Annotated in this window: 12 protein-coding genes; 10 read left to right on the top strand and 2 right to left on the bottom strand. The window is 74.0% G+C overall.

The window, feature by feature from the left end; genetic code table 11:
• Positions 1-9: 9 nt before the first annotated feature.
• Positions 10-240, bottom strand: a complete 231-nt coding sequence (locus tag A6A08_RS27915) for an STAS/SEC14 domain-containing protein (RefSeq protein WP_073701545.1) — start codon at positions 238-240, stop codon at positions 10-12.
• 6 nt (positions 241-246) lie between these two features.
• Here A6A08_RS27915 and A6A08_RS27910 point away from each other — a divergent pair, with 6 nt between their 5' ends.
• From A6A08_RS27910 to A6A08_RS06070, 6 genes are all read left to right on the top strand, one after another.
• The gene (locus tag A6A08_RS27910; RefSeq protein ID WP_158069263.1) at positions 247-678 is read left to right on the top strand and encodes an MFS transporter; all 432 of its coding nucleotides are present in this window, start codon (positions 247-249) and stop codon (positions 676-678) included.
• 113 nt (positions 679-791) lie between these two features.
• Positions 792-1,760, top strand: a complete 969-nt coding sequence (locus A6A08_RS06090; RefSeq protein ID WP_073701544.1) for an SDR family oxidoreductase — start codon at positions 792-794, stop codon at positions 1,758-1,760.
• Between the two features lie 103 nt (positions 1,761-1,863).
• Positions 1,864-3,255 carry a hypothetical protein gene (locus A6A08_RS06085; RefSeq protein ID WP_073701543.1) on the top strand — a complete coding sequence of 464 codons (1,392 nt, stop codon included), beginning with the start codon at positions 1,864-1,866 and terminating at the stop codon, positions 3,253-3,255.
• 147 nt (positions 3,256-3,402) lie between these two features.
• The gene (locus A6A08_RS06080) at positions 3,403-5,124 is read left to right on the top strand and encodes a glycerol-3-phosphate dehydrogenase/oxidase (protein ID WP_073701542.1); all 1,722 of its coding nucleotides are present in this window, start codon (positions 3,403-3,405) and stop codon (positions 5,122-5,124) included.
• A 125-nt stretch (positions 5,125-5,249) separates the two neighbouring features.
• A complete protein-coding gene (locus A6A08_RS06075) occupies positions 5,250-6,035 on the top strand; it encodes a response regulator transcription factor (protein WP_083608896.1) in 786 nt (261 codons plus the stop codon).
• 26 nt (positions 6,036-6,061) lie between these two features.
• Complete coding sequence (locus A6A08_RS06070) at positions 6,062-7,462, top strand: HAMP domain-containing sensor histidine kinase (protein WP_073701541.1); 1,401 nt, start codon at positions 6,062-6,064, stop codon at positions 7,460-7,462.
• 49 nt (positions 7,463-7,511) lie between these two features.
• Here A6A08_RS06070 and A6A08_RS06065 read toward each other — a convergent pair whose 3' ends face one another.
• Complete coding sequence (locus A6A08_RS06065; protein WP_073701540.1) at positions 7,512-8,528, bottom strand: TAXI family TRAP transporter solute-binding subunit; 1,017 nt, start codon at positions 8,526-8,528, stop codon at positions 7,512-7,514.
• Positions 8,529-8,718: 190 nt separating this feature from the next.
• Between A6A08_RS06065 and A6A08_RS06060 the strand changes: the two genes are divergently transcribed.
• From A6A08_RS06060 to A6A08_RS06045, 4 genes are read left to right on the top strand one after another with little or no spacing between them, the layout of a single operon-like run.
• Entirely contained in the window at positions 8,719-9,747 is a 1,029-nt protein-coding gene (locus tag A6A08_RS06060) for a TAXI family TRAP transporter solute-binding subunit (RefSeq protein ID WP_073701539.1), read from the top strand.
• 8 nt (positions 9,748-9,755) lie between these two features.
• Positions 9,756-10,325, top strand: a complete 570-nt coding sequence (locus A6A08_RS06055) for a DUF1850 domain-containing protein (protein ID WP_073701538.1) — start codon at positions 9,756-9,758, stop codon at positions 10,323-10,325.
• A gap of 54 nt (positions 10,326-10,379) precedes the next feature.
• Positions 10,380-12,560 (top strand): TRAP transporter fused permease subunit, encoded by a 2,181-nt coding sequence (locus tag A6A08_RS06050; protein WP_073701537.1) that lies wholly within the window; start codon positions 10,380-10,382, stop codon positions 12,558-12,560.
• A 28-nt stretch (positions 12,561-12,588) separates the two neighbouring features.
• On the top strand, positions 12,589-13,620 hold the full coding sequence (locus A6A08_RS06045) for a hypothetical protein (protein WP_073701536.1): 1,032 nt from the start codon (positions 12,589-12,591) through the stop codon (positions 13,618-13,620).
• The last annotated feature ends 42 nt before the right edge of the window (positions 13,621-13,662 follow it).

Genomic DNA, 13,662 nt, shown 5'->3' with positions numbered 1-13,662 from the left:
CGGTCGGCGTCAGCCCTCCAGCCAGGCCCAGGCGGCCTCCTCGTCCTCCGGCGCGAAGTGCCGCGCCCGGGCTCTGACGACCTTGTCGCTCGCCCTGACCATGAGTTCGAGCAGCTTCTGGTCGCCGACGACGGCGTAGCGCTCGATGTCGCCGAGGTGCTCCCCGGCGAACCGGAGGTCGTCGTCCAGCGCCGAGAGCCCGGCGGTGGGGAAGCCGTGGGCCCGCACCAGCAGGCGCACGCTCCCGTGCTCGGCTCCGCACTGCTGCTGCCCCCGCTGCTCGACCGGTGGGGCGTCCGCCGCGCCCTGCTCGCCGGTACGGCCGGAGTGGGCCCCACCGCGGTGCTGTTCGCCGTCGCCGTCGCGGCCGACTCCTACTGGGCCGTGCTCCCGGCGGTCGTCCTGCTCGGTGTCACCGCCGGGACCACCTACCCGGTCGTGTTCGCCGCCGCCGGGTCCGCCGTCGACGACGCGGAGCAGGGCGTCGGCTCGGCCATGGTGTCCACCTCGCAGCAGATCGGCGGGGCGGTCGGACTGGCCGCGCTGGTCGCGGTCGCCGGTGCCGCCGACGGCGCGGCCTCCGGCGGCCTGGGCGCGGCCGCACTGGTCGGGGGAGCGGTCACCATGGCCGCCGCCCTCCTCGCCCTGGCGCTCCGGCGGTCTCCCGCTGCCCCGTGACACGCCGGTGCGGCGGCGGGCGCACCGGGTGTCCGCCACCGTTTAGTGGTCCTGGCCTGGGGTAGCGGCGACTCCAATCACTGCCGTCGGCTTTCGGGGGAGGCTGAACCGCCATGCGTGTCAAGGGTTCGGTCGTGGTCATCACGGGCGCGTCCAGCGGTATCGGTCGTGCCGCGGCGCACAGGTTCGCCAGGAGCGGGGCCTCTGTCGTCCTCGCTGCCAGGAGGCGGGAGGCTCTGGAAGCCACCGCGCGGGAGTGCAGGGAGCGGGGAGGAGAGGCCACCGTCGTGGTGACCGACATGACCGACGAGGACGCGGTGCGCGACCTGGCACGGCGCGCCGTCGAGCGCTACGGGCGCATCGACGTCTGGGTCAACAGCGCCGCGGTCACCGTCTTCGGCCCCTTCTCCGACACACCGATGGACGAGTTCCGCCGCGTCGTGGACGTCAACCTGATGGGATACGTCCACGGTGCCCGGGCGGCCCTGCCGCACCTGCGCAAGCAGGGCAGGGGCGTGATCGTCAACGTCTCCTCGATCGTCGGGGTGGTGGCCCAGCCCTACACCCACGCCTACGGCATGACCAAGTTCGCCATCCGGGCGCTCAGCGCGAGCCTACGCCAGGAACTGCGCCTGGACGGGTTCAAGAAGGTGCACGTGTGCACGGTGCTGCCGGCCACCATCGACACCCCGCTGTTCCAACACGCCGCCAACCACACCGGTCGCAAGGCGGTGGCGATGCCGCCCGTCTACTCGCCGGAGCGGGTGGGCCGCACCATCGTCGACCTGGTGCGCCTCCCGATGCGCGAGACGGTCGTGGGACCGGCCGGACGTGGCTTCGTCATGCAGTCGAAGTTCACCCCGGGCCTCGTCGAACGCATGATGGCGGCCCAGGTGGAGCGCAGTCACCTGTCCCGGAAGGAACCCGCTCCGGCGACCAGCGGCAACCTCTTCGAACCCGAGCCCGGGCCTGGTGACACGCACGGCGGATGGTACGGAAAGCGCCGTACGGCGGTGCGGCGTGTCGCCCTGGCCGCCCTGGCGACCGGCGTGACGGTCGCGGTGCTCCGGCGCCGCAGGTGAGGCCAGCGGGGCGGGACAGGCCGCCGACCCTTCCAGCGCTACCGGATCGGCTCGGGGACGAGACCTCGGCCGAGGAGCGAGCGCGAGAGAGAGGACTGAGACCATGACACGCCCATCCGCGCCCCGGGCCCTGGTCGACTTCGATTCGTCGGTGAACATGGTCCGCGCCCTGGGGCGGTTCCTGAGGGGGAAGGACCACCGGGGGATGTCGGTCGGCCCGTCGTCGAGGGCGCTCGCGGCCGTCGCGTCGAGCCCGCCCTACCCGGTCCGCCGGTCGGTCTTCGGGGGGATGGGCATGATGCAGGGCCTGCCCCTGGACCAGGTCCGCAGGCTGCGCGCCGAGCGGCTTGCCGAGTGGGTCACCAGGCAGTACGGCCCGGGGCCCCACCCCGCCGTCGTGATCGGCTCGGCGAGCGGCGCGGCGGTCCACCTGGCGGCGGCGCTCCGGGCGCCCTTCCTGCCGCAGACCCTGCTCGTCGGGGCACGGGACATCGCCACGCACCCCGACGACCCCGTCGGAGCGATGGAGGCCCTGACCCCGCTCGCCGGGAAGGTGGCGCAGAACAACCCCGAGCTGTCGGTCTACCAGATGCACGATCCCGCCCAGGACCGCCCGATGCTGGAGAACATGGCCTACCTGCGGCTGAAGTGGCGCCACCTCAGCCACGCCTACGAGCGCTTCATCGAGGAGCGACTGGCGCCGGACGCCCCCGTCATCCAGCTGGAGTGCACGCGGGACTGGCGCACCCGGGAGATGGCCGAGCGCACCTACTTCCAGTTCGGCTGCCTCGGCGGGGTGTCCGAGGAGGAGTACCACCGCCCCGGCGAGGGCATCGCCGAGTACCTCGCCGACGAGGGATCGTCCCGGCGCACCTGGGAGCCGCCGACGGCGGACGCCCGGCGCCCCGAGGCCGAGTGGGGGTTCGACCCCGCGATCACCCCCCACGTTCGGGTCGTCGCCGAACGCGGCGGCCACCCCGTGCGGAGGCTGGTCACCGGGGATCCGCAGGAGCTGAGCCCGTTCGTCGCCGACCTGTACCGGTGGTGGTACCGGCGCCGCGAGGTGTCGGCCGGCCACCTGCTCGTGCAGAGCTACGTCCAGTGGGACCCGCTGTGGACCCTGCGGCTCGGCGCGGTGCCGTTCTGGCTGCGGTTCAACATGGAGCCCTCCCACGAGGAGCTGCGGCGCTACCTGGAGGACACCGAACCCTACGACCACATCCATCTCAACCTGTTCTCCCAGGGACTGTGGTCGCCCGGGGTGGTGCCCCTGTCCGACTGGGAGGAGCTGATCCGCTCCCACGCGCGGGAGGGGGCCGAGATCATCGGCGTCGATCCCGCGACCTACCCGAGTGACACGGGCGGGACGCTGCGCTACCAGCGGGCGTTCCAGCGGCTGCCCCGGCGCCGTCGGACAGGAGAGCCGTTGGCGGTGGCGGACATCGACGAGTTCCTCGGGGACGGGCGCCCCAACTACCGGATGCAGTGGCACTGAGAGCGTCCGCGGCCCCGTGACACGCCGGTGCGCGGGCGGGCGCCCGGTGCGTCCGCCCGCGCACCGTTAGCCTGGGCCCTCTCCGATGGACACGGGTCCCCGGCGGGTATGCGCTTGGGAGGAACCCCATCGAGACGGAGGAGACGGATGGCTACCACCTGGCTGGGACCCAAGGGGCGCACCGAGGCGCTCGCGTCGATGGCCGACAAGGAACTCGACGTCCTCGTGGTCGGGGGAGGCATCGTCGGAGCGGGCATCGCCCTGGACGCGGTCTCGCGCGGCCTGTCCACCGGACTGGTCGAGGCGCGCGACTTCGCCTCCGGTACCTCCAGCCGCTCCAGCAAACTCATCCACGGCGGGCTGCGCTACCTGGAGCAGTTCGACTTCGAGCTGGTCCGCGAGGCACTCCAGGAACGCGGGCTGCTGCTGACCACCATCGCCCCGCACCTGGTCCGCCCCGTGCCCTTCCTCTTCCCGTTCGCCCACCACTGGGAGCGCGCCTACATCGGTGCGGGCGTCACCCTCTACGACACCCTGGCCCTGACCTCGCGCAACAACCGCGGCCTGCCCTCGCACCGCCACCTGACCAGGTCCGGCGCCCTGCGGGTCTTCCCCGCGCTCAAGCGCAGCGCGCTGGCGGGGGCCATCCAGTACTGGGACTGCCAGGTCGACGACGCCCGCTTCGTCACCACCGTGCTGCGCACCGCCGCCGGGCTGGGCGCCGACATCGCCTCCCGGGTCCAGGCGACCGGGTTCCTGCGCGAGGGCGAGCACGTCGTCGGCGCCACCGTCACCGACCTGGAGAACGGCCAGGAGACGGACATCCGCGCCCGCCAGGTGGTCAACGCGGCCGGGGTGTGGACCGACGACATCCAGGAGATGGTCGGCGGCCGCGGGCAGATCCACGTCAGCGCCTCCAAGGGCGTCCACCTCGTCGTGCCGCGCGACCGCATCCAGGCCTCCTCCGGGATGATCCTGCGCACCGAGAAGAGCGTCCTGTTCGTCATCCCGTGGGGCCGCCACTGGATCATCGGCACCACCGACACCGCCTGGGACCTGGACAAGGAGAACCCGGCCGCCAGCCGCGCCGACATCGACTACGTCCTCGACCACGTCAACCAGGTGCTGCGCACGCCCCTGGGCAGGGACGACGTGGAGGGCGTGTACGCGGGCCTGCGCCCGCTGCTGTCGGGGGAGTCGGAGGAGACCTCCAAGCTCTCCCGCGAGCACACGGTCGCCCACCCCGTGCCCGGCCTGGTCCTCATCGCCGGGGGCAAGTACACCACCTACCGCGTGATGGCCAAGGACGCGGTGGACGCGGTCGCGCACGGCCTGGGCGGGAGCATCCCGGCGTCGGTCACCGACCGGCTGCCCCTGGTGGGCGCCGACGGCTACTGGGCGCTGTACAACCAGCGGCACCGGCTGGCCCGCGACTCGGGGCTGCACGTCTCCCGCGTCACCCACCTGCTGCGCCGCTACGGCTCCTCGGCCCGCGACCTGCTCGACCTGGTCCGGGACCGCCCCGACCTCGGCCGCCCGCTCGCGGGCGCCGACGACTACCTGCGCGCCGAGATCGTCTACGCGGCCGAGGCCGAGGGGGCCCGGCACCTGGAGGACGTGCTGTCCCGGCGCACCCGGATCTCCTTCGAGACCTGGGACCGGGGCATCGCCGCGGCGGAGGAGGCCGCCGACCTGCTCGCGGGCTGCCTGGACTGGGACGAGGAGCAGGTACGGCGCGAGGTCGAGTACTACCGCAAGGGCATCGAGGCCGAACGCGCCGCGCAGGAGCAGGACACCGACCAGGAGGCGGACGCCATCCAGCACGGCGCCCCGGAGATCGTCCCGGAGGCGCACATCACGCGTCCCTGAGCGCACCGCGGCCACACCCGGACCGGAGCCCGCGCCCGGCGCCGGACACCGGGTGTGGTCTGGGGCACACCGTGCGGCTAGGGTGCGGTACACCCCCGCACGCACACCTCAAAGGACGCGAACCCATGATCAAGGTGTTGCTCGTCGAGGACGACGTCCGGCTCGCCGACGCCCTCGCCGGTGCGCTGGAGGCCCACGGGTACACGGTCGACCAGGTGCGCACGGCCGAGGGCGCGCTCGCCGCGGCGCCCGCCGACATCGTCCTGCTCGACCTCGGCCTGCCCGACATGGACGGCATCGAGCTGTGCGCACGCCTGCGCGAGCGCCACGGCGCCGGTGACACGGCCGTCATCATGGTGACCGCCCGGGGCCGGCAGCGCGAGCGCGTCCGCGGACTGCGCTCGGGCGCCGACGACTACGTCGTCAAGCCCCTGGCCATCGAGGAGCTGTGCGCGCGGATGGAGGCCGTCCTGCGCCGCACGCACAGACGCACCGGCGAGCCCCTGTCCGCGGGGCCCCTGCGGGTCGACCCCGCCACCCGCGCCGTCACCCGCGGGGGAGAGCCGGTCGAGCTGACCCGCAAGGAGTTCGACCTGCTCCTCGCGCTGGTCCGAGAGGCGGGAACGGTCGTCTCCCGTGAGCACCTGCTGCTGCGGGTGTGGCGGACATCCTGGCCCGGGACCCTGCGCACGCTGGAGGTGCACGTCGGCACCCTGCGCTCCAAGCTCGGCGTGCCCGGCCTCATCGAGACGGTGCGCGGCGTCGGCTACCGGCTGGCGGCGGACGGGGCCGTGCCCTCCGGGGAGGAGCCGCCCGCCCGGCCCGCCTCCGACCCGCCCGGAGCCGCATCCCCCGCCTCCCCGGCTTCGGCCGCGACGGCCGGGACCGCCGCCGCGGCCCGGCGCTGCTGACCGCCTCCCTCCCCCGGAACACCGCGATGCGTCAACGCGTGCTGACCGTGTACGTGACCCTCCTGGTCACGGCCTGCCTCGGACTGGCCCTGCCCCTCTGCGGGAGCATCGCCGCCCGGGGCACCTCGGACATGCTCCTGGACCGGATCAACGACACCGCCCGCTTCGCCGGACTCGCCGAACCCAGCGTGCTCACCGGGGTGGAGGGCACCCTGTCCGGCGAGCTGACCGCCTACGACCAGCTGTACGGCATCACCGCCGTCGTCGTCGACCGTGACGGAGAGGTCGTGGCCGCCTCCCGCGAGGGCGTCACCCTCGCCGACCTGGACCCCCGCCTCCCCGGCGGCGAACTCCCCGCGGCGGTCCGGACGGCGCTCGCGGGCAACCGGATGGGCGCCGACACGGTCGTCTACCCCTGGCAGGACGGACCGCTGATCGTCGCCGAGCCCATCGGCCGCTCCGGCGAGGTCGTGGGCGCCGCCGTCACCGCCTCACCCACGGAGTCGCTGCGCCGCGCCACCCTCGCCCAGTGGTGCGTGGCCTGGGCCGCCGTCGCCGCGCTGATGGTCGCGGGCACCGCCGCGGCCGGACCGCTCACCCGCTGGGTCCTGCGTCCCATCGACGACCTGGACGAGGCCACCCGCGCGGTCAGCGGCGGCAGCCTGGACACCCGGGTGCGCACCGCCGCCGGCCCGGTCGAGCTGCGCCGCCTGGGGGAGTCCTTCAACCAGATGGCCGACACCATCACCTCGATGCTGGAGAGCCAGCGCACCTTCGTCGCCTACGCGGGCCACCAGGTGCGCAACCCGCTCGCCGCGCTGCGGCTGCGCGTGGACGCGCTGTCCCGCCACCTGAGGCCCGCGGGCGCGCAGGAGCACCGGCTCGCCCTGGACGAGGTGGACCGCCTCAGCCGGATCTGCGACAGCCTGCTCACCCTGGCCCGCACGGAGGACGCCGAGCACTCCATGGTCTGGGAGGACGTCGCGGAGGTCGCCGAGGACCGCGTGGTGTCCTGGGCGCCGATCGCCGAACGGGCCGGGGCCGCCTTGGTGTGGGAGGGCGACGCGGGCGCGCGGGTCCGCTGTGTGGAGGGCACCCTGGACCAGGCGCTGGACGCGCTCATCGACAACGCCCTGAAGTTCGGCGGGCCGGGCGTGCGGATCACGGTGCGCACCCACCGGGTGGAGGAGGGGCCGGAGGGGCCCGGGTACGTGGACGTGCACGTGGTGGACGACGGGCCCGGACTGCCCGCGAGCCAGCTGGACCAGGCCACCCGGCCGTTCTGGCGGGACGGGCACGACGGGGTGGGCGGCTCCGGACTCGGCCTGTCCATCGTCGTCACCCTGCTGGAACTCCAGGGGGCGCGGCTGTCGCTGCGGCCGGCGGTGCCGCACGGGATCGACGCACGGATCCGCCTCCCGGTGTGAGGGCCGCCGTGCCCGGCGCCGTCCGGTCCGGCCCCGGCGGCCCGCGTCCTCAGCCGCCCCGGTCGCCGTTCGCGTACTTGACCTCGCGGTAGTAGGCGGCCGCCCCCGGGTGCAGCGGCACGGGCAGGGTCGCGATCGCCGAACGGGGGTGCAGGTGCAGCGCCACCGGGTGGAATCCGGCGAGTTCGGCGCGCGAGTCGAACAGCAGCCGGGTCAGGTCGCGGGCCACGTCGTCGGGCATGGAGGTGTTGACCACCAGCAGGCTCGGCACGCCGATGGTGCGCACGGCGGGCACGCCGGGGTAGGTGCCCGCGGGTACGGGCAGCTCGGAGAAGTACTCGCCGTGCCTGCCGATCAGCTCCGGGACGTGCTCGGCCAGGTCCACCAGCCGGACGGGGGTGCGCCCGGCCAGGTCGGCGACGGCCTGGGTGGGCAGGCCCCCCGACCAGAAGAACGCGTCGATGCGCCCCTCCTCCAGGGCGCGGGCCGAGGCGTCGATGGGCAGCCGCAGCCGCGTCACGTCCCGCTGCCCGGTCCGGACGCCGGGCGCGGCCTCCCCCAGGGCCACCAGGTCCAGGAGCCGCTCGGCCATCATCTCGGTGCCCGACCCGCGCGCCCCCACGGACACGGTGCTCCCGGCCAGGTCGGAGACGGACTCGTAGGGGGAGTCCGCGCGCACCACCAGGTGGGTGTGGTTGTCGTACAGGCGCGCGATCGCCGAGACGGGCAGCGGCTCCCCGAAGGGGGGCTCGCCCGCGACCGCGAGCGCGGCGACGTCGGCGAGGGTGAATGCGGCGTCCACGGCCCCGGCCGCGACCAGGCGGTTGTTCTCCACGCTCGCGGCCGTGGTGAGCGCGACGATCTCGGTGTCCGGGTCGGCGGTGGCGGCCTGGGCCAGGCCCGCGCCGTAGACGTGGTACACCCCGCCGGTACCTCCGGTTCCCACCGACAGGCGGAGGGGCTCGGGGGTACGTGGCTGTGACCAGGTGAGCAGGGAGACGGTGGCCAGGAGCGCGAGGAGGGCTCCGGAGACCGTCCCCGGCCATCGGGTGGGGGGCCGCACCATGGTCGAACCATAGCAAGGGGGCCCAACCTCAGGGGAGGCTCAAATCCGGCGCGGAAGGCTACGGGTTCCGCGGGGGCGGCCACTACGTTTCTGGCAGCGAAGTGGCGTGGGCCACATGCCGCCGGACGGGGCGTCGCGCGCTCCCCGCTTCCGGACCGACCCCCGAAGCCCCCCGAGAGGACACCCGACCATGCGACGCCCGACGCTGTCCCTGGCCGCCATCCCCCTCAGCACGGTCCTGCTCACCAGCTGCGCCCAGCCGGCGGAGTCCGGCGGCGGCGAGGAGGCCGGGCTCGGTGGCGGCCCCGTCCAGAACCAGCTCAGCATCGTCACCGGCGGCACCGCGGGCGTGTACTACCCGATCGGCGGCGCGCTGGGCGGCATCATCGGCGACAACCTGGAGGGCCAGGCCGCCTCGGTCGAGTCCACCGGCGCCTCCGTGGAGAACCTCCGCCTGCTCGACTCCGGCAGCGGCCACCTGGCCATCGTCCAGGGCGACGCCGCCGACCAGGCGGCCACCGGCATGGCCGACTTCGAGGGCGCCCCCGTCCAGACCTACACGCTGGCCGTGCTCTACCCCAACGTCTTCCACGCGGTGACCCTGGACTCCATCGCCGAGGAGGAGGGCTTCGAGTGCTTCTCCGACGTGGTCGGCCACCGCTACTCCATCGGTGACATCGGCAGCGGCAACGAGGCCACGACCCGGCAGGTCTTCCAGTCCCTGGAGATCGCCGAGACCGACATCGAGATGGACCAACTCGGTTACGCCGAGACCGCCAGCGCGCTCCAGAACGGCCAGTTGGACGCGGGCTCCTGGGTGGTCGGCGAGGGCCACGCCGGCATCACCGAGCTCGGCACCACCGACGACGTCCACCTCATCCCGATGTGCGACGACGAGCGCTCCGCCGTCGTCAACGGCTACGGCGGCTACACCGAGCACGTCGTCGAGGCCGGGACCTACCCGGGGGTGGACGAGGACGTGCCCACCATCGCGGTGTGGAACGCCCTGGTCGTGACCGGTGACTTCAACGAGGACCAGGCCTACGACATCACCTCGGCCATGTTCGAGAACATCGACCAGATCCTCGACGTGTACGCCCCGGGCGAGGATTACCTGGTCCCCGAGACCATCGTCAACAGCCCCGTCCCGGTGCATCCCGGCGCCCTCCGCTTCTACGAGGAGCAGGGAGTCGAGATCCCCGAGGACCTGCGTCCCTAGGGCGCCCGGTGGACGCACTCTCCAAGGCGCAGACCCGGCGGTCGGCGGGCGCGGGGGACACCGCCCGGCGCCCGCCGGCCGCGGCGCCGGTCCTGTGCGGCGCGGTCCTGGCCGTGGTCCTGACCGCCCTGCTGCTACCGGTCCGGCCCGCCCTCAGGCTGAGCGACGAGGGGGACACGATCGGCTACCTGCCCCTGGCCGAGGGCGAGCGGTTCACCATCGCCTACGTCCACTCCATCGACGGCCTGCCGATCGAGGAGGAGATCGAGGTCCGCGACGGGCACCTGGTCGTCGAGGCCACCCGGCTCCGCCAGTTCGGCGCCGGTATGGGCCACATTCCCGGCGAGGGGACCGGCCGCGCCGACGGCGAGTGGTGGGTCGTCGAGGGGATCGGCCGCGACATCGGCACGGAACTGGTCATCAGGGTCGGCTCCCCCGCCGTCGACCACCGGATCCGGACCCCCGACGACGAGGTGCGGCTGTCCCCGTGCCTGGTCGCCCGCCCGGTGGCCGTCGAGCCGGCCCGGGTGCCCGCCCTCCACCTGCTGCTGGGCGGTGCCCCCGAACCGGAGTGCTGACCCCGGGGCCGCCCCCCGGACCCCGCCGACGCCGAGACCGACCGAGGAGGAAGCATGGCCGAGAACCAGTCCCGGACGCGGGGTGAGACCCCCGGGCCGGACGAGCACGACGAGACCGCCGGAGCCGGAGGCACCCCCGGGAGCACCGCCACGGACGCCTCCGCGAGCACGGACGCCGCCGCCCTCCCCGACGCGGAGGAGGACGGCGGATCCGCCGACCCCGTGTGGAGGCGGCTCGCCGCCGAACGCTGGGGCGAGGGCCGCACGGCCTCCGCCGTCGGCGCCGCGGTCCTGGTCCTGGCCGCGGCCCTGACCCTCTTCCAGCTCTACATCGCTCTCCGGGCGGGGTTCGACGCCCGCCAGCAGCGGCTCATCCACCTGATGTTCGTCATGGTGCTGGTGTTCCTGGCCAAGCCGGTCCTGCCCGGCCGGGCCGGGCGCTCGGTCCCCGCGCTGGTGTTCGACCTGGTGCTGATCGCCGCCACCGTGGCGGTCAGCCTCTACCCGATGCTCTTCCAGGCCGAACTGGCCTCCCGGGCGGGCGCCTACACCGACACCGACTGGATCATGGGCCTGACCGCGATGGTCCTCCTGCTGGAGGCGACCCGCCGGGCGGTCGGCACGGTCATGGTCGTGATGGTGGCCGGGTTCGTCCTCTACGCGTGGATCGGCCCCCTCATCCCCGGCCGGTTCGGGCACTCCGGCGCCACGATCCAGCGCATCGCCACGCACAGCTACCTGGGCGACGGCATCTACGGCCTCACCCTCGGCGTGGTCGTCACCTTCGTGTTCGTGTTCATCCTGTTCGGCGCGCTGCTGTCCAAGACCGGGGGCGGCAACTTCTTCGTCGGCCTGGCCTACGTGCTCACCGGGCGCATGGTCGGCGGCCCCGCCAAGGGCGCGGTGCTGGGCAGCGCCCTGATGGGCTCGGTGTCCGGCAGCGCCATCGCCAACGTGGTCAGCACCGGGCCGTTCACCATCCCGCTGATGCGCAAGGTCGGCTACAGGAGGCACGACGCGGCGGGCGTGGAGGCGGCGGCCTCCACCGGTGGCCAGATCCTGCCGCCCATCATGGGCGCGGGCGCCTTCATCATGGCCGAGCGCACCGGCATCCCCTACGCCGACATCGTCAAGGTCGCCGTCATCCCGGCGCTCATGTACTTCGGCGTGATGTTCCTGTTCGTGGACATCCTGGCGCGCAAGCACGCCGTCGGACTCGCGAAGGACTCCGAGCTGCCCACCCTGCGCGCGGTCATGGGCGCGGGCTGGCACTTCCTCGCCCCGCTGGTGCTGCTCATCGTGCTGCTGCTCAACTACGTGCCGCCCACCCAGGCGGGCCTGTACGCGTGCGGAGCCCTGCTGCTCGTGGCGATGCTGCGCGCCGGGAGCCGGCTGTCGCCCCGGGACTTCCTGGAGGTGTTCGTGCTGGCCGCGCGCAACACCATGCCGGTGTCGGTGGCCTGCGCCGTGGCGGGCGTCATCGTCGGCATGGTCGGCCTGACCGGACTGGGCCTGGTGCTGTCCGACGTCCTGGTCACCGCGTTCGCGGGCAGCCTGCTGCTGACCCTGCTCATGGTCGCGCTCACGTCGCTCGTCATGGGTATCGGCCTGCCGGTCACCGCCGCCTACGTCGTCCTCGCGGTCCTGGCGGTCCCGGCCCTGGAGGAGCTGGGGCTGGCCGTGATCGTCGCGCACATGATCGTGTACTGGTACAGCCAGGACTCCAACGTGACGCCTCCGGTGGCCTTCGCCGCGTTCGCCGCCGCCGGCATCGCCAACGCCAGGCCGATGCGCGCGGGCCTGTCCGCGTGGAAGTTCGCCAAGGGCCTGTACCTCATCCCCATGCTGATGGCCTACACGGCGCTGATGGCCGTCGGCGGACCGGTGACGGCCCTGGCCGCGGCGGTGGTCGGCGGCTGCGTCGCGCTCGCGTCGGCGGCGATCGCGATCGAGGGCCACTTCCTGCGACGCACCGTGCCGGGGGAGAGGCTCGCCCTCGGCCTGGCCGCCGCGCTGGTCATGGTCGCCCCCGAGTGGAGCAGCCTGTTCCGGTGGGCGCTGTCGGCCTCCGTCGACCCGGGCTGGTTCACCCTGGCCGGATCGGTGCTGGGCGCGGTGCTCATCGCCCTCCAGGTGGTCGGCCACCGGCTCGCCCGGAGGCGGGCGGACACGGCGGACACGGCGGAGCCCGCCCCCGAGGCCGGGAACAGGGACGGGGCGGCCGCGGGAAGGTAGACGGGAGGGGCGGCTACCCTCTGCTGACATGTGGCGATTCGGAACCAGACCAGGCAGGGCGTCGCGCGGCGCCGACATCGGGGCGCTTCTGGTACCGGAGGCCTTCGGCGTCGATCCCGTGCTGCGGACCGCGTGCGAGGCGGTGCGCGAGGGCGACGCCGAGGCCGGCCTGCCGCTGCTGGCGGAGAGCAGGGAGGACCCCGAACTCCGCGTGCTGCGGGCCGTGGAGCTGGGCCGGGCCGCCGCGGACCGCCCCGGGGACGTCGCCGCGCTCGTCGGGGACGGCGCCGGCCGGGACGACGCCGTGCTGTGGCTGGGCTACGCGCTGCTGGCACGGGCCCCGGGCGGGGCCGCGGCGGGTTCCACCGCCGAACGCAAGGCCGCCTCCGCCGCCCTGCACGAGGCCAGGGACGCGCTGGAGGCCGCCGCGGAGCTGCGGCCCGACGACGCGGCGCCCTGGGAGGGGCTCCAGACCGCGGCGACGCGCCTGTCCGCCGACCGGGAGGACAGGGACCGGATCTGGCGCGAGGCCACCGCCCGTGCGCCCCACCTGTTCCCCGCCCACATGACCCGCGTCCGGGCCCTCCAGCCTCCCCCCGGTGAGCCCGCCGCGCCCGGCGCCGCCGAGGAGGTGTTCGCCTTCGCGGGGGCCGTCGCCGACACCGCGCCCCCAGGCAGCCCGCTGCCCGCCGTGCTCGCGCTGGCGCACGCCGAACACCTGTGCCGCGAACGCGAGCGGTTGAGGAGGGAGGGCAACATGGACTTCGTCGTGGACAGGGCCATGGGGCGCCTGTACGGCGAGGCCGCCCAGGAGCTGTTCTCCCTTGCCCGCGACTGGGCCGTCCGGGCGGTCCCGCACCTTCGGGACGCGCAGGCGCACCACCTGTTCGGATGGGCGTTCCACCAGGCCGGGATGACCGAGGCGGCGCGCTGGCACCTGGCCGCCGCGGGCGCCCTGCGCTGCGACCTGCCGTGGTCGCTCTTCGGCCGCGCCTCCACCGGGGCGGGCCGCGCCATGGCCGAACTGGGGGTGGACCCGCGCCGGGCCGCCGGGGCCTGAGTACCGCTACTCAGGCGCCGGGGCGGGGCACGGGGCACTCTG

The sequence above is a fragment of the Nocardiopsis sp. TSRI0078 genome, assembly GCF_001905145.1.
Taxonomy (GTDB): Bacteria; Actinomycetota; Actinomycetes; order Streptosporangiales; family Streptosporangiaceae; genus Nocardiopsis.
This window is presented reverse-complemented; position numbering and strand designations above follow the sequence as displayed.

Coding starts and splice junctions, on each gene's coding strand:
- A6A08_RS06090 (WP_073701544.1), top strand. CDS start 792: ATGCGTGTCAAGGGTTCGGTCGTGGTCATCACGGGCGCGTCCAGCGGT.
- A6A08_RS06075 (WP_083608896.1), top strand. CDS start 5,250: ATGATCAAGGTGTTGCTCGTCGAGGACGACGTCCGGCTCGCCGACGCC.
- A6A08_RS06060 (WP_073701539.1), top strand. CDS start 8,719: ATGCGACGCCCGACGCTGTCCCTGGCCGCCATCCCCCTCAGCACGGTC.
- A6A08_RS06065 (WP_073701540.1), bottom strand. CDS start 8,528: ATGGTGCGGCCCCCCACCCGATGGCCGGGGACGGTCTCCGGAGCCCTC.
- A6A08_RS06085 (WP_073701543.1), top strand. CDS start 1,864: ATGACACGCCCATCCGCGCCCCGGGCCCTGGTCGACTTCGATTCGTCG.
- A6A08_RS06045 (WP_073701536.1), top strand. CDS start 12,589: ATGTGGCGATTCGGAACCAGACCAGGCAGGGCGTCGCGCGGCGCCGAC.
- A6A08_RS06050 (WP_073701537.1), top strand. CDS start 10,380: ATGGCCGAGAACCAGTCCCGGACGCGGGGTGAGACCCCCGGGCCGGAC.
- A6A08_RS06080 (WP_073701542.1), top strand. CDS start 3,403: ATGGCTACCACCTGGCTGGGACCCAAGGGGCGCACCGAGGCGCTCGCG.
- A6A08_RS06070 (WP_073701541.1), top strand. CDS start 6,062: ATGCGTCAACGCGTGCTGACCGTGTACGTGACCCTCCTGGTCACGGCC.